Here is a 20,765-nt window from a genome sequence, read left to right as displayed (position 1 = left end):
TGCTGACAGCGCCGATGGTACTGCAACCGAAGGGTTGTGGGAGAGTAGGACACCGCCGAACTCAACCTAGACAGGTCAGGCCCCGGTCGAGAACCCCCACAAGGGCTCTCCCGGGGCCTCCCTGCATCCCGGGCACCCCCCAGAACACCGGCCCACACCAGCAGGCCTCCGGCCGCCCGCATCCACTCACATCGGCGCCCCGGCGGGAAAACCTGCCTGCGGCAGAACAATCCAGGGACCCAAACCACTTTCGGCAACGGACCCAGGGCCAGCTACCCCCTTTTTTTCCGCCGCTGCCGGGACATCATGCCCAGGTCTGCCGGCGATGGACAGCACCGCGACACCACCCCCAGGGCCACCAGCCCCGTCCTTCCCCTATACGCGGGGAAGAACCCCAGCCCGCACACCACCACGGAGAACGCCCGTACCCTGAAGAACGTGACCCACCTGCTGATCATCCAACCCGATACCAGCGACCCCGCCGGCCCACTCGGGGAATGGCTCGCCGAAGCCGGGGCCGAGCTTGACGTGCGGTTGATGCCGGAGCAGGGCCTTCCCGGCAGCCTCGACGGTTACGCCGGTGTCGTCTGCCTCGGCGGTTCGATGGGGGCGCTCGACGACGCGGACCACCCGTGGCTCGTCGACGTGCGGAAGATGCTCGCATCGGCGGCCGGCAAAAGGGTGCCGACGTTGGGGATCTGTCTGGGGGCGCAGTTGCTCGCGGCCGCGACCGGGGGACAGGTTGTGCTCGGGGAGGACGGGCCCGAGGTCGGGCCCGCGCTGGTGTCCAAGAAGGACGCTGCCTGGACGGATCCGCTGTTCGCGGAGTTGCCGTTGGTGCCGGACGTTCTCCAGTTCCACAACGACGTCATCAAGCGGGTTCCGCCGGGCGCGGAGATCCTGGCCTCCTCTCCGCGGTACCCGCATCAGGCCTTTCGGCTCAACCGGTGCTCCTACGGGATTCAGTTCCACATCGAGACCACCCCGGGCCTCGTGCGGGACTGGGCGAAGTCTGCGCCGGAGATGGCTGAACTCACCCGTCCGGGCGCGTTGAGCGCCGAGAAGCTGACGGAGCTGCACGCGGACCTGGCCGAAACCTGGCGGCCGTTCGCTCACCGGTTCGTCCGGTTGGCCGCGGGCGAGCTGGAGCCGGCGGCGGAGGGTCAACACCGGTTGCCGTTGGTTTAACGGAAGATAGCTAGATCACTGACGCAACATTATCGATTCACCCGATCAGTCCGGTACCTTGCGAGTGGTGTATCCGTAGGGTTCGGAGGTCGGGGTGGACCCCTCGCTGCTCGTCGTGCTTGTGATCGGGACGGCTCTCGTTTTCGACTTCACCAACGGCTTCCACGATACGGCGAACGCGATGGCCACCTCCATCGCGACCGGTGCCCTCAAACCCAGAATCGCGGTCGCCATCTCCGCGGTGCTCAACCTGGCCGGCGCCTTCCTGTCCGTCGAAGTCGCCAAGACCATCTCCAGCGGACTGGTCGACGAGACGAAGATCGACCCGGCCGTGGTGTTCGGCGGGCTCGTCGGCGCGATCGTGTGGAACCTCGTCACCTGGTACGTGGGCCTGCCGTCCAGCTCCTCGCACGCGTTGTTCGGCGGGCTGATCGGTGCGACCTGGGTGTCCGCCGGTGCGGATTCCGTGCATTTTGCCAAGATCGTGGACAAAGTGCTCGTACCCGCCGCTGCCTCGCCGGTGATCGCGGGCGTCGTGGCGGCCGTGGTGACCTACGTCGTGTATCGCTTCGTCGTCCGCCGGCGCGGTGGGCGAGGATTCCGGATCGGGCAGATCGTGTCCGCGTCCCTCGTCTCTCTCGCGCACGGGACGAACGACGCCCAGAAGACCATGGGCGTAATCACGCTGACCCTCGTCGCCGCGGGTAACCTGCCGGCTGGTTCCGCGCCCCCGTTCTGGGTGATCGTCAGCGCGGCGACCGCGCTGGCGCTCGGTACCTACTTCGGCGGCTGGCGGATCACGCACACCCTGGGTAAGGGCCTCACCGATATTGAAGGCCCACAAGGCTTTTCCGCGCAGACCAGCAGCGCCGGCGTCATCCTGCTGAGTTCGCACCTGGGGTTCCCGCTGTCCACCACGCACGTCTGCTCCGGCGGTATCGTCGGCTCCGGTGTCGGCCGCCACGAGGCGCCGGTGCGCTGGCGAATGGCCGGCCGGATGGTGATCGCGTGGCTGTTCACACTTCCGGCGGCGGCGCTGGTCGGTGCGGGGGCAGGCAAACTCACCTCGCTCGGCACCGCCGGCACGGTGATCGTCGGCGTGCTGGGGATCGGCTTCGCCCTCGGCATCTACCTGCTGTCGCGGCGTAAGCCGGTGACGGCGCACAGTTTTCAAGTCCCCGAGCCGTCCGTGGCCGACACCGAACCGAACCGGCTTGCCGCCTGAACCACAGCGCCGTCCGCTACGGTGAGAACAATGGCAGAGCGCGCGCGTACGGCTGCTTCAGCGGCTAGGTACGGCTTCACGGATACTCGGGCGGACACCCTGTTGCGCGCGGCGGGCTGGTGGGACGCCGCGGGCCTGGTCGGCGACGCCTCCGACGTCCTGCTCGCGTTGTCTCGCGCCGCGGACCCCGATCTCGCGCTGCTCGGTATCGATCGGCTGCGCGAAGCCGACGAGGACGGCTGGCCCGAGTTGGATCGCGCGCTGCGGGAGAATCGGACGCTCCGTGGCCGCCTCATCAGTGTGCTCGGCATGTCGACCGCGCTGGCTGACTTCCTCGTTGCCAACCCGGGACAGTGGCGCAGCCTTGAGGACAGCCGCTGCACGGTGTCCGAGACCTTCATCGAACAGCTTCTCGATCGGCTTCGCCGGGACGACGGTACGTACGAAACCGGCCTTGCGGCAGAACAGGCGCTACGTGCGGCCTACCGTGGGCTGCTGCTCGGTATCGCCGCCGCGGACCTCGGCCACCTGGTGGAGCCGGGCCTCGACCAGCCGTCGTTCCCAGAAGTCTCCAGCCAGCTCACGGTGCTGGCCGAAGCCGCGTTGACCGCAGGGCTCGCGGTGGCGGAGCAGGAAACCGGGGCCTCGGCAGCAGGTTCGCTCGCGGTCATCGCGATGGGCAAGACCGGTGGCCGCGAACTGAACTACGTGAGCGATGTCGACGTCATCTTCGTCGGCGCCGACGATGTCATGGTGGCGACCCGGCTGGCCAGCACGATGATGCGGGTGGTCGGCAACGCCTGTTTCGAGGTGGACGCGGCACTCCGGCCCGAGGGCCGCAGCGGCGCGCTCGTACGGACTCTCGAAGGGCACGCGGGCTACTACCGGAAATGGGCGAAGACCTGGGAATTCCAGGCCCTGCTCAAGGCTCGCCCGGTGGCCGGGGACGCGGAACTCGGCAGGCTGTACGCCGAAATGGTCGCGCCGATGGTCTGGTCGGCCGCGGACCGGGAGAACTTCGTCACCGAGGTGCAGCAGATGCGCCGCCGGGTGGAGGACCACCTGGCCTCCGAACACCTCGAACGTGAGCTGAAACTCGGCCGTGGCGGGCTCCGGGACGTCGAATTCGCCGTGCAGCTGCTGCAGCTCGTGCACGGACGGGTGGACCCGGAGCTGCACTCTCCCTCCACTTTGGACGCACTCGAAGCGCTGGGTGCCGGCGGTTACGTCGGTCGCGCGGACGCCGCGGAGATGGCTTCGTCGTACGAATTTCTGCGTAACGTGGAGCATCGCCTGCAGCTGCGGCGGCTTCGGCGGACCCACCTGTTCCCCGAGGCGACCGACACCACGGAGCTGAGGGTACTGGCGCGGGCGTGCGGGATCACCCGGTCCCGTGGCCGTAGTCAGGGGGAGTCGCTGCTCGCCGAATTCCGTCGGCACGCGCAGGGAATCCGCCGTCTGCACGAGAAGGTGTTTTACCGGCCGTTGCTCCAATCGGTGGCGAACGTGCCAACGGAAGCGTTGCGGCTCACCACGAAACAGGCCGCCAGCCGGCTCACCGCGCTGGGCTACGCGGCGCCGGAAGGCGCGCTGCAGCACATCAAGGCGCTCACGGCGGGCGTTTCGCGGCGGGCCGCCATCCAGCAGGCGCTCCTGCCCGTGCTGCTCGACTGCCTCGCCGACACCCCTGATCCCGATGGCGGTCTGCTGTCCTATCGCAAGGTTTCCGAGGCCCTCGAACAAACTCCGTGGTACCTGCGGGTGCTGCGGGACGAGGGCACGGTCGTCGAACGCCTGGCGTTCCTGCTCGGTACTTCACGTCTGGTGCCCGATCTGCTCGTCCGCGCGCCGGAAGTGCTGCAACTGCTGGGGGATCCGGCTCGGCTGATCGGACGGACCCCGGATGAGGTGGCGACGTCGTTGCTGGCCGCGGTGCGCCGCCAGCCGGGGCCGTCCGCGGCGGTCGCGGCCGCGCGTTCGTTGCGACGGCACGAATTGCTGCGGATCGCGTGTGCGGATCTACTCGGGTTGATGGACGTTCCCGCCGTGTGCGAGGCGCTGTCGAGCGTGTGGGTGGCGGTGCTGCGGGGCGCGCTGTCGGCTGCGTGCCGGCAGCGGCAGGCCGAACTCGGCCGTACGCCCGCTTCGGTTGCGGTGATCGGCATGGGCCGGCTCGGCGGGGCTGAACTCGGCTACGGATCCGATGCCGACGTGATGTTCGTCTGTGCCCCGGCAGAGGGCGTGTCGGACGCTGATGCAGTGCGGTACGCCTCGTCCGTCGCGGAAGCTGTGCGGAAGATGCTGGGCACGCCGAGCGCGGACCCGGCTCTCGTGGTGGACGCCGATCTTCGGCCGGAGGGCCGCAGCGGACCGCTCGTGCGCACTCTCGATTCGTACCGCGCGTATTACCAGCGCTGGGGCGAGGTGTGGGAGGCACAGGCGCTGTTGCGGGCGCGGTTCGTGGCCGGTGACGAGGAGCTGGGGCAGCGGTTCCTTGAGATGATCGAGCCGATCCGCTACCCGGACGGCGGGCTGGACGCCGCGGGTGCGCGGGAGATCCGGCGGATCAAGGCGCGGGTGGAGACCGAGCGGATGCCCCGAGGTGCCGATCCGACGCGGAACACGAAGCTCGGGCGCGGCGGCCTGGCGGACGTCGAATGGACGGTGCAGCTGCTGCAAATGCAGCACGCGCATGAGGTCCCGGCCCTGCGCACGACTTCGACCCTGGACGCGCTCACCGCGCTTGCCGAGGCAGGGCTGGCGCCCGCCGATTCGGTGGCGTCGCTACGGAAAGCGTGGCTGCTGGCCACCCGGGTGCGCAACGCCGGAATGCTGGTGCGCGGCAAAGCGGCCGACGAGGTGCCCGGCTCAGGTCGTGATCTTGCCGCGGTGGCGCGGGTGTTCGGCTACTCGGTCGACGACGACCCCGGCGAGTTCCTGGACAGCTACCTGCGGGTGACCCGCCTCGCGCACGCCGTGGTCGAAGAGCTCTTCTATGAGAACTAGGCCCGCGTGACCGTCGGCAACTAGCCTGAACAGGTGACCGATCACGAACCCTTCCGCATCCGGATCAAGGTGCGGCACTACGAACTCGACTCGCTGGGGCACCTGAACCACGCCGTCTACCACTCCTACGGCGAGGTCGCCCGGCTGGAAGCCCTCGCCGCGGCGGGGGACGAGAAGCTCCGGGAAGCCCGTCTCGCCCCGGTACTGCTGGAATCCCGCATCGTCTACCGCCGCGAACTCCGCTCGGGCGACGAGGTCGACGTGACCTGCGAGGTCGCTTTCGGCGAGGGCAAGGCTTTCCGGATGAGCAGCCGGATCATCAAGCTCGACGGCACGCTGTCCGCCGAGATCGAGTGCACGGTGGGGCTGATGGACCTCGACCGCCGCAAGCTGGTCCCGGACCCGCGGGGGCATTTCGAACGGGCACAAGTGGATTTGCAGGTGCTCTCCGCCGGGTAATGATCGGCCCACGGTGATATTCCGCCATTTTCGCCGCAACTGCGGATCTCACTGTGGGTTGGTTCCGCAATTGCGGTTCACCGGGAATCGTGCACCCCGCGCCACACCAGGTCCACCAGGGCCTCGGCTTCGGCCTGCCAGCGGTCTTCGGTCAGGAAGAACAGGCCGCCGAGGCTGCGCATCAGGGTCTCGGTGGTCAGGTCCGGGCGGATGGTGCCCGCGTCCACGTTGGCTTGGCGCAGGGCATCCAGCGCGTCCAGCATCGACGTGTACTTCGGCAGGTCGCCGGCCCGCAACGCGGCGGACAGGCCCCGCTTGGTCATCATGTAGTGCGCCAGATGGCCGACGACCCAGGTGCGGAACGCCTCCTCCGGCGAGTGCCGGGCCAGCAGTGACGGCACGACCTCGACCAGGTGCTGCACCTCGCGGTCGTACACCGCCAGGATCAGGTCCTCCGGGGCCGGGAAATGCCGGTAAACCGTGCCGACTCCGACTTCGGCGCGCTTCGCGATCGCGTTGTACGACACCACGCCGGTCCGTTTGAGCGATTCCGACGCGGCGACCAGGATTCTTTCGCGGTTGCGCCGCGTGTCCGCCCGTCTCGGGCTGACCGGCATTGTTTCCTCCTAGGTATCGTGGTATTTCCGGGTGTGATCTTGCGCCTGGACCCCGCTCCAGTTCGTTGCGAAGCGGATTCTATTCCGCTAGCCTCGGCGGAGCCAGTCCAAGCGGATTTCTATCCGGACAGGCTGGAACCCGAACCGGCAGCCACCACAACCACGCCGCCGGACGTCCGTGGACGCCCGCGGGAAAGAGATCGCCAAGTGGACATCTCCCTCGAGATCAACGGCAATACCGAGCGGCTGAGCGTCGAACCCGGCGTCACCCTGCTCGACGCGATGCGCGAGCGGCTCGGCATCACCGGGCCGAAGAAGGGCTGCGACCGCGGCCAATGCGGCGCCTGCACCGTGCACGTCGACGGCAGGCCGGTGCTGTCCTGTCTCACCCTCGCCGCCACCGTGCGCGGCCCCGTGACCACCGTGGAGGGGCTCGCCGCCGAGGATGAGCTGCACCCGGTACAGCAGGCTTTCCTGGAACAGGACGCACTGCAGTGCGGATTCTGCACTTCCGGGCAGATCATGTCCGCGGTCGCCGCGGTGCGCCAGGACGTGCCGGACGTGCGTGAGTTCATGTCCGGCAACATCTGCCGCTGCTCGGCGTACCCGAACATCGTCAAGGCCATCGAACAGGCGAGGCAGGCCGATGCGACCCTTTGAGCTGACCGCACCCACCACCGTCGAGGACGCGCTCGGCTCGGCCGGCACCTTCCTGGCCGGCGGCACCACGCTGGTGGACCTGATGAAGCTGGACGTGCTGACCCCGCGCCACGTACTGGACATCAACGGCCTCCCGCTGCACGGCATCGACACGAGTGACGGCCTGCGTTTCGGTGCACTGGAACGGATGGCCGACGTCGCCGCGTACCCGGGCGTCTATCCGGCGATCTCCCGGGCACTGCTGCTGAGCGCTTCGCAGCAGCTGCGGAACATGGCGAGCATCGGCGGGAACCTGCTGCAGCGCACGCGGTGCTCGTACTACCGGGACGTGACCATGCCGTGTAACCGGCGGGTTCCGGGCAGCGGATGCCCGGCGATCAACGGGGCCAACCGGATGCACGCAGTCCTCGGCACAAGCGACGCGTGCGTCGCCACGCACGCCAGTGATGTCGCGGTCGCGCTGGTCGCGTTCGACGCGGAAGTCGAACTGTCCGATTCGGACGGTACCCGCACCGTCGCGCTGAACGACTTCTATCGCGAACCGGGCTCGACCCCGGAGGTGGAGAACGACCTGCGCCCCGGTGAGCTGATCACCGAGGTGCGCGTGCCCCGGCTCGACTGGGCGGCGAATTCCACCTATGTCAAGGTTCGCGACCGGCAGTCCTACGAGTTCGCGCTGTGCTCCGCCGCGGTCGCGCTCGACGTGCAGGACGGGCAGATCGTGGACGCACGGGTCGCGGCGGGCGGAGTGGCGACTGTGCCGTGGCGACTGCGCGCGGTCGAGGCCGCGCTACGCGGCAAGGCGGCGACCGAGGAGTCCTTTGCGGACGCTGCCGCCATCGCCGGCGAAGGAGCACGCCCGTTGTCCGCCAACGGGTTCAAGCCCGCGTTGTTGCGGCGAACCATCGTCCGTGCACTGCTGGAACTGACCGAAGGGAACGGCCGATGACCGCCAGGCTGGACGGCGAGCCCAAAGCCACCGGGCGGGCCAAGTACGCGACGGACAACAACTTCCCCGGTCTGGTCCACGGCTACGTCGTGCTCAGCACGATCGCCAGCGGTTCGGTCGAGGCGATGGAGGTGACCGCGGCCAAGGGCGCGCCCGGTGTGCTCGCGGTCTACACGCCGTTCGATTCGCTGAACCTGTCCGCCACCTCCTCGCCGATTGCCGGAGAGACGTGGACTCCGTTGCGTAACAATGATGTCGAGTATTACGGCCAGCCGATCGGCATGGTGGTGGCGGAGACGTTCGAGCAGGCGCGCGACGCCGCCGCGCTCGTCGGGGTGTCCTACCGGCGCACGCCGGCGCGTACGTCGTTTGAGGATTGTCTTGCCGACGCAGAGGTCGTCGCGGGCGGAATCATGGGCAACGATGCCGAGATCTCGGTGCTCGCCCCCGGCGTCGAGTCCATTGAGGACGCGCTGGCGGCCAGTGCGGTCGTGGTCGAGGCGACTTATCGCACGGCTGCCCAGAATCACGCGGCGATGGAGCCGCATTCCGCGGTCGCGGTCTGGGCGGACGAGACCATGACCGTCTACAGTGGAAACCAGGGGAGCAACCTTCAGGCGATGGAGCTGGCCGGTGCGCTGGACCTGCCGGTGTCGTCGGTGCACGCGGTGAGCCCGTACGTCGGCGGTGCGTTCGGCGGGAAAGCACGTTGTTCGGTGCCCGCGTTCCTGGCCGCGGGTGCGGCGCGGGCGCTGGGCCGTCCGGTCAAGTGCGCGCTGACCAGGGAACAGGTCTTCACCGTGACCGCGAACCGGCCGGCCACCGTCCAGCAGGTCTCGCTCGGCGCGGACGAGAACGGCACCCTGGTCGCGGTGCGGCACGATTCCTGGTCGAGCACGCCGATTTCCAAGACGTTCGTCGAACCCACCTCGCACGGCACCTCGCGCGAGTGGTACGCCACGCCGAACATGGCGATCAGCCAGAAGATGGTGCCGCTGAACATTCCGCAGACCACGTTCATGCGGGCGCCGGGTGAGGCGCCCGGCTCGTTCGCGCTGGAGAGCGCGATGGACGAGCTGGCCGTGGCGCTGAAGATGGACCCGATCGAACTGCGCCGGCGCAACAGCTCGAACGCGCCGCCGGGCAACGATCTGCAGTGGTCGAGCAAGCACCTGGACGAGTGCTACTCGGTCGGCGCACGGGAATTCGGCTGGGCCGACCGCGTACCGAACGGGCGGACCGACGGTGATTGGCTGGTCGGCATGGGCGCCGCGACCGCGATGTTCCCCGCCCTGCTGTTCCCGACCACGGTCGGGATCACGCTCAACGAGGACGACACCGCAGTGGTCTCGACCAGTGGTGCCGACCCGGGCACCGGCCTGCTGACCATGCTCGCCGCGCTCAGCGCCGAATCACTCGACCTCGCACCGGAACGAGTCACCCCGCGGCTGGGTGATTCGCGGTACCCGGCCGGCGGGATGTCCGGCGGCTCGACCGCCACCGCGAGCGTCGGCGCGGCGATCGTGGTCGCTGCCAACGAGGTCCTGGACGCACTGGTCGCGCTGGCCGCGTCCCCGGGCGCACCGTTCGAGGGCGAGGAAGTCACCTACGCCGACGGCCGCGTTCAGGGCGAAACCGGCTCCCTGACCTTCGGCGAGCTCCTGCGCGCCGTGGGTCGCGATGCCCTGTCAGTCAGCGGCTCGGCCGGCCCGGGGGAGGAGCGCACGAAGCACTCGTTCGGCTCGTGGGGCGCCCAGTTCTGCGAGGTCCGCGTGCACCGGCTGACCGGCGAGGCACGGGTGTCGCGGATGCTCGGCGTGTTCGACGCCGGCCGGATCATCAACGACACACTGGCCCGCAGCCAGCTCTCCGGCGGCATGATCTGGGGCGTCTCGGCGGCCCTGCACGAGGGACTGGAACTCGAACCCAACGGCCGCCTGGCGAATGCCGACCTGGCGAGCTACCTGGTCCCGGTCAATGCGGACATCCCGGAAATCGACGTCCGTTTCGTCGAATACCCGGACACGTTCCACAACCCCGTCGGCGCTCGCGGTATCGGCGAAATCGGCATCGTCGGCGTGGCCGCGGCCATCGCCAACGCGATTTACAACGCCACCGGGATCCGCGTCCGGCACATCCCGATCACCCTTGAGGATCTGCTGGTCGACTGAGCGCGTCCTCGCCGGCGTCCGAACAGCAAGCGTCGGCACCGAAAGTCCGGGAATCAGCCTTGACGGTATAGACCTCCCAAGGCTCCTGCCCGGGCCCGTGGACCCACACCTTGTCCTGGACCGCATAGCAACAGGTCGTGCTGTCCTCGGTCAGGGTTTCGAGTCCTGTGCCGGTCAGGCGCCGGGCGGCCTCGTCCACCCGGTCGGTGGACTCGACCTCGATGCCGAGGTGATCCAGCACGGTGGCCTGGCCGGGTTCGCCCTCCAGCAGCACGAGCTTGAGCGCCGGTTCGGCGATGGCGAAGTTGGCGTAGCCGGGCCGGAGTTTGGCGGGCTCGGTGCCGAACAGCTTCGTGTAGAAGCCGACCGAGCCCGGCAGGTCGCCGACGCGGAGTGCGAGCTGAACGCGGGACATGGGTCCTCCTTGACCAGACGTTCATCGAGGCAGAACTGTATCTAGGTTGCTGTCTAAGTAGAGATATGTCAATATAGACGGATGTCGAAGCAACTGCCGGTCGTCGCGACAGAGGAGTGCTGCTCCTCGCTGGCGCGAGACCCGCTGTCCGAGGATCAGGCCGTCGAGCTGGCGAAACTGTTCAAAGCGATGGCCGATCCGGTGAGGCTGCGGTTGCTGTCGTTGATCGCGTCCCACTCCGGCGGTGAGGCGTGCGTGTGCGACCTGACCGAGCCGTTCGACCTGACGGGTCCCACGATTTCGCATCACCTGAAGGTCCTGCGGGAGGCCGGGTTGATCACCGGGCAGCGGCGGGGAACCTGGGTGTATTACCGCGTGCACACCGAGGTGCTGGCTCGGCTTTCGGCCGTGCTGGTCCCCGGCGGCGAGACGGTGCCGGCGTGATCACGGACGCGTCCGTGGGGGTGGTCGGCAAGCTGTCCGCGCTGGACCGTTTCCTGCCGGTGTGGATCGCCGCCGCGATGGGGGCGGGGCTGCTGGCCGGCCGGTGGATTCCCGGGCTCGGCGGGCTGCTGAACGCGGTGTCGGTGGACGGGATCTCGTTGCCGATCGCGCTCGGTCTGCTGGTGATGATGTACCCGGTGCTGGCGAAGGTTCGCTACGACCGGCTCGGTGCGGTGACCACCGACCGGCGGCTGATGTGGCTTTCGCTGACGCTGAACTGGTTGCTCGGCCCGGCGTTGATGTTCGCGCTGGCCTGGCTGCTGCTGCCGGATCTGCCCGAGTACCGCACCGGGCTGATCATCGTCGGGCTCGCCCGCTGTATCGCGATGGTGATCATCTGGAACGACCTCGCGTGCGGTGACCGGGAGGTCGCGGCCGTGCTCGTCGCGCTGAACTCGGTGTTCCAGGTCGTCATGTTCGGCGTGCTCGGCTGGTTCTACTTGGTGGTGCTTCCCGGCTGGCTCGGTCTCCCGCAGACCGGGCTGAGCGTGTCCGGCTGGCAGATCGCGAAGAGCGTACTGATCTTCCTGGGTGTACCACTGGTCGCCGGGTACTTCTCGCGTCGGCTCGGGGAACGGACGCGAGGACGTGTCTGGTACGAATCGCGATTCCTGCCGAGGATCGGGCCGGTAGCGTTGTATGGATTGCTCTTCACGATCGTGGTTCTGTTCGCGTTGCAAGGCAAGCAGATCACCGATCGCCCGCTCGACGTCGCACGGATCGCGCTGCCGCTGCTGGTCTACTTCGGACTGATGTGGGCGGGATCCTATGCACTGGGCAAGGGGATCGGCCTGTCGTATGAACGAACCACCACTCTCGCCTTCACCGCGGCGGGCAACAACTTCGAACTTGCCATCGCGGTGGCGATCGCTACTTTCGGCGCCACCAGCGGGCAAGCACTGGCCGGCGTCGTCGGCCCGCTGATCGAAGTCCCCGTGCTCGTGGCTCTGGTCTACGTCTCCCTCGCAGTGCGCCGCCGTTTCACGACATCATCCGCAACCATGTCCGCGGAGGTCTCCCATGAGCGTTCCTGAAGTGCTCTTTGTCTGTGTCCACAACGCAGGTCGTTCCCAGATGGCCGCTGGTCTGCTGCACCACCGGGCCGCCGGACAGGTCATGGTCCGTTCCGCCGGATCCGCTCCTGCCGACACGATCAATCCCGCCGTCGTTGCGGTGATGGAAGAACTCGGTATCGACCTGTCGCAGGAGTTCCCCAAACCCCTGACCACCGAGGCCGTCCAAGCCGCCGACGTCGTCATCACGATGGGGTGCGGCGACGCCTGCCCGGTCTTTCCGGGCAAGCGCTATCTCGACTGGCAGCTTGCCGACCCGGCGGGTCTGCCGATCGACGAGGTCCGTCGGATCCGCGACGAGATCGACCGGCGAGTCGCGGCTCTGCTGGCCGAACTCGTTCCCGCGTAGGAAACTCCTTGACCACCGTCCCGTTTGAGCTGTCGTCTGCCATTTCTCGAGGCCGGGAGCAAAGCCCCGTTCAGCTCACGAGCCGGAGGAGCGTGCTGACCCGCTGCCGCACGCGACGGCCCGCCAGCGAAGCCGGGGTTCCCCGGATCAGCGCACGCTGCGCAGACGACGCCCGGTGGAGGGGCCGAGCAGGCGATTGACATCCTCGGCGGAGAACGCATGCGGGTCGAAGTCGTCAGGCGAGGCCAAGCCGAGCCAGTCGAGCAGGCTTTCGTGGCTCTCTGCGCCCGGGTCGGCCAGCGTCGCCTTCAGCTCCCGGTAACCCCAGACACCGCCACAGTCCTCCGGCGGGCACGTCCCCTTGCCTGCGGTGCAGATCGCCCCGGTCCCACCGTTGTCATCGGGCAGGACCTTCTCCAACGTGATGTCGTGCTCCCACCAGTCCCCGAAGTCGTAGGTGTAGTCCAGCCGGTCGCCGACATCGGTCAGCAGCTGGAACAGCCGGACCGCCCGCTCGTCGGCGTGACCGAGGTCCGGGTCGGGGATCCCGTAGTCGGCACCGCTCTGGGAGAATACGTGCAGGTGGCAATCATCCCAGCCCATCGCGGCCTGGACCACCTCGTGGAGGCTGCCGAGGTCGAGATCAGCGGGTACTTCGAGGCGCCGCCACACCGGTGGTTTCGTCACGCCGCGCAGGGTGACCTTGATCTGGTAGCGGGCACCGGGCGGCATCGCGGTGGCCGGGTGCGGCAGGGGAATCCGGGGCGTCACGACCGGCCGGCCGGTCAGCAGCGCGACCAGCCGGGACGTTGCCGGGTGGTCCGAGTCGTTCAATACCGGCAGGATCTCGGACAGCGCGTCGCCGACCTGATCCCGCAGCAGCGCGGCCACCAACCGCGGGGGCAGGTCGGGTGGTAACCCGTCCAGCAGGATATCCACGGAGTCCACGGTGATCCATGCCATGTCGGCCTCGGCCGGCTCCGTGTCCTCCTGCTCGGCCAGCCAGACTCGCGCGTAGGCGCCGGACCCGCCTTGGGCCGCTCGCTCCCGCCAAGCGGGGGCCGCGTCCGGACCGCACGCCCGGGCCAGCGTGAGGGCGGTGAGTCGCTGCTTTCCCGAGCCGGATTCACCGGCAGCGAGCAATTCGCGGGCGGCCGTCACCGGGTTACGGGCGGACAGCCACGGACGGGCCATCAGCAGGGCGACCCCATCCGGCAGTCCCGCGACCGCGCTCACCAGCGTGATCGCGTCGGCATCGGCCGCCGGTGCCCCCTGGCGGAAGAGGACGTCGGTGAACCAGCGACCCAGCGGGGTCAGCTCGGCCTCCCCGTCGCGCAGGCTCGCGATGCCGAACTCGCCAAGAGCTTCGACCAGCTTGACCTCGTCGATCCCCAGCATGCCGTCCAGCTCATCGGGAAGGCCGGACATGTCCTGCGGCGTCATCATCGAGGACGCGCAGGACGGGCAGGAACAACCCGTTGTGCCACCCTCGAGCACATCCGATATGTGTTCGCCCAAGTCATCCAGGGAAACCGCGCTGTCCGCCTCATGCAGGACGGCCAACCCGCCCAGCACCTGCGGATCGGGCTCGTCCGACTCGCCGGCCAGCCCGAAACACCCCAGAACACACTGGGTCCAGACGGCCAGAACGGCGTCCGCGGTCCCGCCGGTCCAGGTCCCCAGTGCAGCGCCTGCCGTCGCCCGGCCGCGGTCCACCTCGACGAACCCGGCCGCCAGCGCGACCGTCCACACCATCATCAGCCGGTCGATGTCCAGCGCGCTGCGGGGCTTGCGTGTGCGCAGTTCGATCCCGAGCAGGTCACATACCTCGACGACGGCGGCGGGCTTGGGCACGCCACGAGTGGTCAGTGGCCGACCGGACCCAACCCATCCGGCCAGCTTTTCTGCGTCGCTGAGCGTCCGACAAGCGCGAGCCGCCGAAACCAACTGCTCCGGTGAGGAAGCCGACTGATGTTCCATGGGGTCACCCTACGTGCGTCGGTCACACGGGCTCCGGCCACCGCGCTGCCGGACGATTGACCGCGCGGGGACAACGCGGCATGCGCTACCGAAGGGCTGTCGACAAGCTGCGCGTGCTGGATGAGGCGTGCCAGCGGACGACGCGTCTGCCGCGCGGTTCACCAGTTGGCGGGTGTCGCTGAGCTGGAGGCGTCTCTGCAGGGAGGGCATGGCTCTACGGATGGCCAGCAGGTTTTAGCGGGCGCGGCGACTGGTAAATTCCACACCGTTGATGAACACTCAGAATCAGGCGAGACTCCGCCGCAACATCGCTGCTGAAGGCAAGGCCGTTGTCGCCAGGAACGGTGTCAGCGCGGTCGACGTCTTGCTCGCCACCGGTTGGCTTCGCCCGGATCAGGTCGAGGACTGGCGGCGTGCCCGCGTGCCGTACCTGGAGCGGGTGGTGGTCGCCAGCCTGCCCAAGATCAGTACGGCTATGCAGATCGTCCGGAGTTGGCCGAGAGCGAAGGCACGCGCCCCAGCGAGACTGTCTATATGTCTTGGACGAGGGATCGCCACCGGCTGCGGTTCTCCACATCGGGTGACCCGGACATCGAGCGCGCCTACCGCACCCACTGGTTGCCGCCCAAGACGAACGGGCGTCCAGACGACGGGTGAGTCCGGCTGCACGCGAGCGGGCCCGGAAAGCACATGAGGGGATATATGAAGACGACAGCGCGGGAGCGGTTGGCACGGCTGTTCGCGGGTGCCGAGCCGGCTGGGTCGTTCAGTGCCCAGATGACGGCTCCGGCACAAGTGCTGGAGCTTGAGGTATCCGGGGCCGGGCGGGTCCGCCTTCCGGTTCGCGCGCCCATGGCCAAGAAGCTGATCGCGGTGGCACGTCCGGCGATGTTCGGCCGGGGTGAGAAGACGTTGACCGACACCAGCGTGCGTGACACCTGGGAACTGACCCCGGATCAGTTCACGCTCGGCGGGTCCGGCTGGACGGCGTTGCTGGACGGTGTGTTGGAGCACTTCCGTGACGAGCTCGGGCTTCCACGGAGGACACGGCTGCGTGCCGAGCCGCACTCGATGCTGGTGTACGGCAAAGGGCAGTTCTTCCTGCCCCACCAGGACTCGGAGAAGCACGACGCGATGATAGCCACGCTGGTGGTGTCACTGCCGTCGGTGCACACCGGTGGGGAGCTGGTCATCGACCACGCCGGGGAGAGCAGGAGCTACCGTGCGTCGAGGGAGGACCTGACGCTCGTGGCGTTCTATTCCGACTGCCGGCACGAGGTCACGCCGGTGCGGTCCGGGTACAGGCTGACGCTCACGTTCAACCTGCTCGCCGACACCGGGACTTCGGCGCCGGACGCTGGTCCGGTCACCGAGATGGCGGACTGCCTGGCCGAACATTTCGCCACACCGGCCACCTCGCGGTTCGGCGGGCGCGACCTCGACCCGCCGAACCGGCTGGTCTTCCTGCTCGACCACGAGTACACCCAGCGAGGCCTGGGTTGGCGCCGGCTCAAGGGCGTCGACGCGGACCGGGCCGCGTCGCTGCGGGCCGCGGCCGAGCGGGCAGGCTGCGAGACGGTGCTGGCGCTCGCCGAGGTGAAGGAGACCTGGGATGTCGAACCGTCCGGCGGCTATCAGTGGAACGGCTACTACGACGAAGATGACACGGATCCGGACGACTATCAGCTCACCGACCTGATCGACGACGAGATCACTCTCGGCTGGTGGACCCGCCCGGACAGCATGGGAGGCGAGTCGATCTCGCTGCATGTCCGCGACCACGAAGTCTGCGCGACCACCCCGAGCAAGGCTCTGGAGCCCTACGAATCCGAGTACGAGGGCTACATGGGCAACTACGGCAACACGCTGGACCGGTGGTACCGGCGGGCCGCAATCGTCATGTGGCCCCGGGAGCGGGCGTTCGCGGCGCGTGCCGAGGCCGGATCACAGTGGGCGTTGCACGAGCTTCACGATCGCATCGAGGCCGGTGATTGGGCGGGGGCCCGCGCTGCGGCGGAGTTACTGGCCCCGTTCTGGCACCGGGCCGCGCCACAGGCGGGACTGCTCGACGTGCTGGGCGTGGCCGCGGGCCTGCGTGCCGCCGGGACGGCCACGATGCTGCTGGAGCCGTTCCGTGTGGAGACACTCACCCAGGAGCACGCGGCAGGACTGGCGGCAGCGGCAGGGCGCTACGGCGAGAAGTGGACACAGGACGTCATCAACGGCTGGTTCGGACAGAGGCGCCAATACGGAACCGACCGGCGCGAGTGGGTCGAGGGGCTGCCGGGACTGTGCGAGGCGCTGCGCGTTGCCGGGAGACCGGAGGTGGCGCGGCTGCTAACCGCCGGAACGTGGCGCTGGCTGCACGACGAGTTGCGGACCTGGACCGCGACCGCGCGCACCGACATCCGTCGACCGCAGTTGGAGCAGCTCAGTTCACCGCTGGTGCGGCTGCTCGATGCGGCAGGCGAAACGCAGCGCGAGGAGATCAGCGCAGCACTGCGCGGATGCGCGGACACGGTGGTGGAGTGCCTGATGCCGGCGCTGCGTTCGGTGGCCTCGCGGCGAACATCGGGCTTCGACGAGATCGCGCGAGACTGCGCGCAACGGCTCGCCGCGATCCTCGCGCAACCGCAACGGGAAGACGACGATTGGTCGATCGCATGGACCGGGTGCCGGTGCGAGCTGTGCGACATGCTGGGCACGTTCCTCGGCTCCCGGACACAGCGGACCTTCGAATGGCCGCTCGCGAAAGACGGACGCCGCCACGTGCACACCCAGATCGACTCAGCCGACCTGACGGTACGGCATCAGACCCGGCGACAGGGCCGGCCCTACACCCTCGTGCTGACGAAAACCGACGAGCTGTTCACCCGCGCAGCGACGGCGCGGCGCAACGCCGAGGCCGACCTGGCATGGTTGACCGCGACGTGGGATGACGTAACGTGACCATGAAGTGAGACAGCGGTACCGATTACACACGGTAATATCGCACCGTCCTGGACGGGCTTCGACTCGAACGGCTCCTCCACGGGGTGCGGCTTGAGCAGTGCCGGAGTTTGCCGGCCCGCGAGAATGGGGCATCTTCGCCGGCCAGGTCAGGTATTGGCCGTGTTGAGCGTGTTCTGCCCACCACGATCATGGCCCGCCAGCAAATGCTGGCGGGCCATGATCTTTGCCGTCGGACGGCCTGGGAGGGTGGCCTGAATGGTGTTTCCTCTGTTCAGGCCACTTCGAAGACTCCCAGGATCACACGTCGTAGTACAGCGAGAACTCGTACGGGTGCGGACGCAGCCGCAGCGGGTCGATCTCGTTCTCGCGCTTGAACTGGATCCACGTCTCGATCACGTCGGAGGTGAAGACACCGCCTTCGAGCAGGAACTCGTGGTCGGCTTCCAGGGTGTCCAGCACGGTGCCGAGGTCGCCCGGGACCAGCTTGACGTTCTTGGCCTCCTCGGGCGGCAGCTCGTAGAGGTCCTTGTCGATCGGCTCCGGCGGCTCGATCTTGTTCTTGATGCCGTCGAGGCCGGCCATCATCATCGCGGAGAACGCCAGGTACGGGTTGCCCGAGGAGTCCGGGCAGCGGAACTCGGCGCGCTTGGCCTTCGGGTTGTTGCCGGTGATCGGGATCCGCACGCAGGCCGAGCGGTTGCGCTGCGAGTACACCAGGCTGACCGGCGCCTCGAAGCCCGGTACCAGGCGGTGATAGGAGTTCACCGTCGGGTTGGTGAAGGCCAGCAGGCTCGGGGCGTGCTTGAGCAGGCCGCCGATGTAGTGGCGCGCGGTGTCCGACAGGCCCGCGTACCCGGACTCGTCGTGGAACAGCGGCTGGCCGTCCTTCCACAGCGACTGGTGGCAGTGCATGCCCGAGCCGTTGTCCCCGGACAGCGGCTTCGGCATGAACGTCGCGGTCTTGCCTGCGGCGAACACGGTGTTCTTCACGATGTACTTGAACAGCTGCAGGTCGTCCGCAGCGTGCAGCAGCGTGTTGAACTTGTAGTTGATCTCGGTCTGGCCCGCGGTGCCCACCTCGTGGTGTGCGCGCTCGATCTCGAAGCCCTGGCCCTGCAGCTGCCGGACGATGTCGTCGCGCAGGTCGGCGAAGTGGTCGACCGGCGGGACCGGGAAGTAGCCGCCCTTGAACCGGGTCTTGTAGCCCTGGTTGCCGCCCTCGGTGTCGGCGCCGGTGTTCCACCAGCCCTCGACCGAGTCGATCTCGTGGAACGACAGGTGCTCAGCGTCCTCGAAGCGGACCGAGTCGAAGATGTAGAACTCGGCTTCCGGGCCGAAGTACACGTTGTCGGCGACGCCGTACTCGGCGATGTACTGCTCGGCCTTGCGCGCGATGTTGCGCGGGTCGCGGCTGTAGGCCTCGCGCGTGAACGGGTCGTGCACGAAGAAGTTGAGCGACAGCGTCTTGGTCTTGCGGAACGGGTCGATCCGGGCGGTCTCGGGGTCCGGCAGCAGCAGCATGTCGGACTCGTGGATCGACTGGAAGCCGCGTACCGAGGAGCCGTCGAAGGCCAGACCCTCTTCGTAGGCCTCGAGGTCGAACGCCTTGGCGGGCACCGTGAAGTGCTGCATGACGCCCGGCAGGTCACAGAACCTGACGTCGATGGACTCCACCTTCTCGTCGGCGATGAGGCGCTGGATGTCGTCTGGAGTAGTGGGCACCCTCGGTGACTCCTTCTCGTTCGTTACCGGCGGCAGTACTCTCTTCGGCTCACGCTAAGAGCGCGGTGTTGCCCGACCGTCACCCGAATGTTTCGCGGGTGTTAACGGGTCGCCGGGCGCAGCTAGTCGACCAGGCAGAATGTGGCGTCCGCCACCGGCATACCCTGGACGGGTGGCGAGATGGACGGGTGAATGGCTGCCGGGCACCGGCGACCCCACGACGCGGCAGGACGCACCCAAGTGGCCCGGGGAGCGGTTCGGGCTGCCCGAGACGGGCGTCGGCGCGGTTGCGAGTGGCGGGCAGCGCGTGCTCGCGCTGATCGTGGACCTGGTGCTCGCCGCGCTCATCACGGGGCTGTTCGTACGTTACGACCTGCAGAACGTGGCCGCGATGCAGACGTTCAACCTGTGGGCGGGCGGGGTGTGGGCGGTGCTCACCGTGTTCCCCGTGACCTTCTTCGGCTTCACACCGGGCATGGGCGCGCTCGGTATCCGCGTCGCGCGGCTCGACGGTGCGACCATGGTCGGCCCCTGGCGCGCGCTGGTCCGGATGGTGCTGACTGTGCTGATCCTGCCGCCGCTGGTGCGCAACGTCGACAGCCGCAACTGGCTCGACCGGGCGACCGGCACCGTCGTCATCCGGATGCGCTGACAACCGGCCCCCGGAAAGCCGTGAAGGGCACCTTCACGGACTGAAGGTGCCCTTCACGGCATTGCGTCGGATGGTGTCAGCGGCGGCGGATGGTGCGCTGTACGTTGCGCATCTTCGCGCCGGCCGGCATCGGGCCCTTCGGCATCGCGGCGCCACGCGAGCCGAGCGCGGCGAGCTTCGCCTCCAGCGCGTCCACCTGGGCCGGCTTGAGGTTGCGCGGCAGCTTCGTGAGGTGGCTCTGCAGCTTCTTGAGCGGTATCTGGTTGTCCTCGTGCCCGATCGTGAAGTCGTAGATCGGGGTCTCGCCGATCAACCGGGCGACGCGCTTCTTCTCCTGCGCGAGGAGCGTCTTCACCCGGTGCGGCGCGCCCTCCGCGACGAGCACCACGCCGGGGTGCCCGAGCACGCGGTGCACGGCGTCGAGCTGCGTCGTGGCGGCCACCGTCGGCGTGACCTTCCACTTGCCGCGCAGGTTCTCCAGCGCCCACGCGGCCGCGCCGGGCTGGCCATCGGCCTTCGCGAAGACGGTGCGCTGCACCCGGCGGCCGAAGATGATCACGGCGAGCAGCAGCCCGAGCACAACGCCCAGCGGCAACAGCGCCCACTGCATGTCGAAGAGGAACCCGATGCCGAACAGGGCACCGGCGACGACCACGATCGAACCGACCATCCAGGGGATGAGCAGCGGATCTTCGCGGCGCTGCATCTTGAACGCCTCGAAGAACTGCCCGCGCCGCGCCTTACCTGCCGCGCGCTTCTCCCGCTTGGCCTCCTTGGCCGCTTCCTTGTCCTGCTTACCCGCCATATGACCAGGATACGGCCGCGTGCCCGGCCACGAATCCG

18 protein-coding genes are annotated in these 20,765 nt (G+C 68.2%); 13 read left to right on the top strand and 5 right to left on the bottom strand.

Features of this window, described 5'->3' with window-relative positions; all coding sequences use genetic code 11:
* The first annotated feature begins 438 nt into the window (after nt 1–438).
* The 4 genes from D5S19_RS05045 to D5S19_RS05030 all read left to right on the top strand — a co-directional run bounded on the left by D5S19_RS05045 (nt 439) and on the right by D5S19_RS05030 (nt 5,878).
* Nucleotides 439–1,188, top strand: a complete 750-nt coding sequence (locus tag D5S19_RS05045) for a type 1 glutamine amidotransferase (RefSeq protein ID WP_120022147.1) — start codon at nt 439–441, stop codon at nt 1,186–1,188.
* A gap of 94 nt (nt 1,189–1,282) precedes the next feature.
* Nucleotides 1,283–2,413 carry an inorganic phosphate transporter gene (locus D5S19_RS05040; protein ID WP_199730351.1) on the top strand — a complete coding sequence of 377 codons (1,131 nt, stop codon included), beginning with the start codon at nt 1,283–1,285 and terminating at the stop codon, nt 2,411–2,413.
* A gap of 30 nt (nt 2,414–2,443) precedes the next feature.
* Nucleotides 2,444–5,419, top strand: coding sequence for a bifunctional [glutamine synthetase] adenylyltransferase/[glutamine synthetase]-adenylyl-L-tyrosine phosphorylase (locus D5S19_RS05035; protein ID WP_120022146.1), 2,976 nt, complete (start codon nt 2,444–2,446; stop codon nt 5,417–5,419).
* 33 nt (nt 5,420–5,452) lie between these two features.
* Nucleotides 5,453–5,878, top strand: a complete 426-nt coding sequence (locus D5S19_RS05030) for an acyl-CoA thioesterase (RefSeq protein WP_120022145.1) — start codon at nt 5,453–5,455, stop codon at nt 5,876–5,878.
* 77 nt (nt 5,879–5,955) lie between these two features.
* Here the strand turns inward: D5S19_RS05030 and D5S19_RS05025 are convergent, their stop codons facing one another.
* The gene (locus tag D5S19_RS05025) at nt 5,956–6,495 is read right to left on the bottom strand and encodes a TetR/AcrR family transcriptional regulator (RefSeq protein WP_120022144.1); all 540 of its coding nucleotides are present in this window, start codon (nt 6,493–6,495) and stop codon (nt 5,956–5,958) included.
* A gap of 207 nt (nt 6,496–6,702) precedes the next feature.
* Here D5S19_RS05025 and D5S19_RS05020 point away from each other — a divergent pair, with 207 nt between their 5' ends.
* Genes D5S19_RS05020 through D5S19_RS05010 form a run of 3 tightly spaced genes read left to right on the top strand, consistent with a single transcriptional unit; the run spans nt 6,703 to nt 10,275 of the window.
* The gene (locus tag D5S19_RS05020) at nt 6,703–7,155 is read left to right on the top strand and encodes a (2Fe-2S)-binding protein (protein WP_120022143.1); all 453 of its coding nucleotides are present in this window, start codon (nt 6,703–6,705) and stop codon (nt 7,153–7,155) included.
* Nucleotides 7,142–8,104, top strand: a complete 963-nt coding sequence (locus D5S19_RS05015) for an FAD binding domain-containing protein (RefSeq protein ID WP_120022142.1) — start codon at nt 7,142–7,144, stop codon at nt 8,102–8,104. Before D5S19_RS05020 ends, D5S19_RS05015 begins: the two co-directional genes overlap by 14 nt.
* Nucleotides 8,101–10,275 (top strand): xanthine dehydrogenase family protein molybdopterin-binding subunit, encoded by a 2,175-nt coding sequence (locus D5S19_RS05010; protein WP_120022141.1) that lies wholly within the window; start codon nt 8,101–8,103, stop codon nt 10,273–10,275. Before D5S19_RS05015 ends, D5S19_RS05010 begins: the two co-directional genes overlap by 4 nt.
* On the opposite strand, the gene D5S19_RS05005 is transcribed toward D5S19_RS05010, so the two are convergent.
* Entirely contained in the window at nt 10,247–10,690 is a 444-nt protein-coding gene (locus D5S19_RS05005; protein WP_120022140.1) for an ArsI/CadI family heavy metal resistance metalloenzyme, read from the bottom strand. The genes D5S19_RS05010 and D5S19_RS05005 overlap by 29 nt on opposite strands.
* 81 nt (nt 10,691–10,771) lie before the next feature.
* Between D5S19_RS05005 and D5S19_RS05000 the strand changes: the two genes are divergently transcribed.
* From D5S19_RS05000 to D5S19_RS04990, 3 genes are read left to right on the top strand one after another with little or no spacing between them, the layout of a single operon-like run.
* A complete protein-coding gene (locus D5S19_RS05000) occupies nt 10,772–11,134 on the top strand; it encodes an ArsR/SmtB family transcription factor (protein ID WP_120022139.1) in 363 nt (120 codons plus the stop codon).
* On the top strand, nt 11,131–12,228 hold the full coding sequence (gene arsB, locus D5S19_RS04995) for an ACR3 family arsenite efflux transporter (RefSeq protein ID WP_120022138.1): 1,098 nt from the start codon (nt 11,131–11,133) through the stop codon (nt 12,226–12,228). Before D5S19_RS05000 ends, arsB begins: the two co-directional genes overlap by 4 nt.
* Nucleotides 12,215–12,616, top strand: coding sequence for an arsenate reductase ArsC (locus tag D5S19_RS04990; protein WP_120022137.1), 402 nt, complete (start codon nt 12,215–12,217; stop codon nt 12,614–12,616). Before arsB ends, D5S19_RS04990 begins: the two co-directional genes overlap by 14 nt.
* A 147-nt stretch (nt 12,617–12,763) precedes the next feature.
* Here D5S19_RS04990 and D5S19_RS04985 read toward each other — a convergent pair whose 3' ends face one another.
* Nucleotides 12,764–14,470, bottom strand: coding sequence for a plasmid pRiA4b ORF-3 family protein (locus D5S19_RS04985; RefSeq protein WP_120022136.1), 1,707 nt, complete (start codon nt 14,468–14,470; stop codon nt 12,764–12,766).
* A 660-nt stretch (nt 14,471–15,130) separates the two neighbouring features.
* Here D5S19_RS04985 and D5S19_RS33520 point away from each other — a divergent pair.
* A complete protein-coding gene (locus D5S19_RS33520; protein WP_267901067.1) occupies nt 15,131–15,253 on the top strand; it encodes a hypothetical protein in 123 nt (40 codons plus the stop codon).
* Nucleotides 15,254–15,298: 45 nt separating this feature from the next.
* Nucleotides 15,299–17,545 (top strand): 2OG-Fe(II) oxygenase, encoded by a 2,247-nt coding sequence (locus D5S19_RS04975; protein WP_120022135.1) that lies wholly within the window; start codon nt 15,299–15,301, stop codon nt 17,543–17,545.
* Nucleotides 17,546–17,845: 300 nt separating this feature from the next.
* Here D5S19_RS04975 and glnA read toward each other — a convergent pair whose 3' ends face one another.
* The gene (glnA, locus tag D5S19_RS04970; protein ID WP_120022134.1) at nt 17,846–19,270 is read right to left on the bottom strand and encodes a type I glutamate--ammonia ligase; all 1,425 of its coding nucleotides are present in this window, start codon (nt 19,268–19,270) and stop codon (nt 17,846–17,848) included.
* Nucleotides 19,271–19,442: 172 nt separating this feature from the next.
* Here glnA and D5S19_RS04965 point away from each other — a divergent pair, with 172 nt between their 5' ends.
* Nucleotides 19,443–19,922 carry an RDD family protein gene (locus tag D5S19_RS04965; protein ID WP_120022133.1) on the top strand — a complete coding sequence of 160 codons (480 nt, stop codon included), beginning with the start codon at nt 19,443–19,445 and terminating at the stop codon, nt 19,920–19,922.
* 76 nt (nt 19,923–19,998) lie between these two features.
* On the opposite strand, the gene D5S19_RS04960 is transcribed toward D5S19_RS04965, so the two are convergent.
* A complete protein-coding gene (locus D5S19_RS04960; protein WP_120022132.1) occupies nt 19,999–20,727 on the bottom strand; it encodes a DUF4191 domain-containing protein in 729 nt (242 codons plus the stop codon).
* Nucleotides 20,728–20,765 lie beyond the last annotated feature (38 nt).

The organism is Amycolatopsis panacis, assembly GCF_003600245.1.
GTDB lineage: Bacteria > Actinomycetota > Actinomycetes > Mycobacteriales > Pseudonocardiaceae > Amycolatopsis > Amycolatopsis sulphurea.
This window is presented reverse-complemented; position numbering and strand designations above follow the sequence as displayed.

Coding starts and splice junctions, on each gene's coding strand:
- D5S19_RS05025 (WP_120022144.1), bottom strand. CDS start 6,495: ATGCCGGTCAGCCCGAGACGGGCGGACACGCGGCGCAACCGCGAAAGA.
- D5S19_RS33520 (WP_267901067.1), top strand. CDS start 15,131: ATGTCTTGGACGAGGGATCGCCACCGGCTGCGGTTCTCCACATCGGGT.
- D5S19_RS05000 (WP_120022139.1), top strand. CDS start 10,772: ATGTCGAAGCAACTGCCGGTCGTCGCGACAGAGGAGTGCTGCTCCTCG.
- D5S19_RS05015 (WP_120022142.1), top strand. CDS start 7,142: ATGCGACCCTTTGAGCTGACCGCACCCACCACCGTCGAGGACGCGCTC.
- D5S19_RS05035 (WP_120022146.1), top strand. CDS start 2,444: ATGGCAGAGCGCGCGCGTACGGCTGCTTCAGCGGCTAGGTACGGCTTC.
- D5S19_RS04990 (WP_120022137.1), top strand. CDS start 12,215: ATGAGCGTTCCTGAAGTGCTCTTTGTCTGTGTCCACAACGCAGGTCGT.
- D5S19_RS04960 (WP_120022132.1), bottom strand. CDS start 20,727: ATGGCGGGTAAGCAGGACAAGGAAGCGGCCAAGGAGGCCAAGCGGGAG.
- D5S19_RS05010 (WP_120022141.1), top strand. CDS start 8,101: ATGACCGCCAGGCTGGACGGCGAGCCCAAAGCCACCGGGCGGGCCAAG.
- D5S19_RS04975 (WP_120022135.1), top strand. CDS start 15,299: ATGAAGACGACAGCGCGGGAGCGGTTGGCACGGCTGTTCGCGGGTGCC.
- D5S19_RS05005 (WP_120022140.1), bottom strand. CDS start 10,690: ATGTCCCGCGTTCAGCTCGCACTCCGCGTCGGCGACCTGCCGGGCTCG.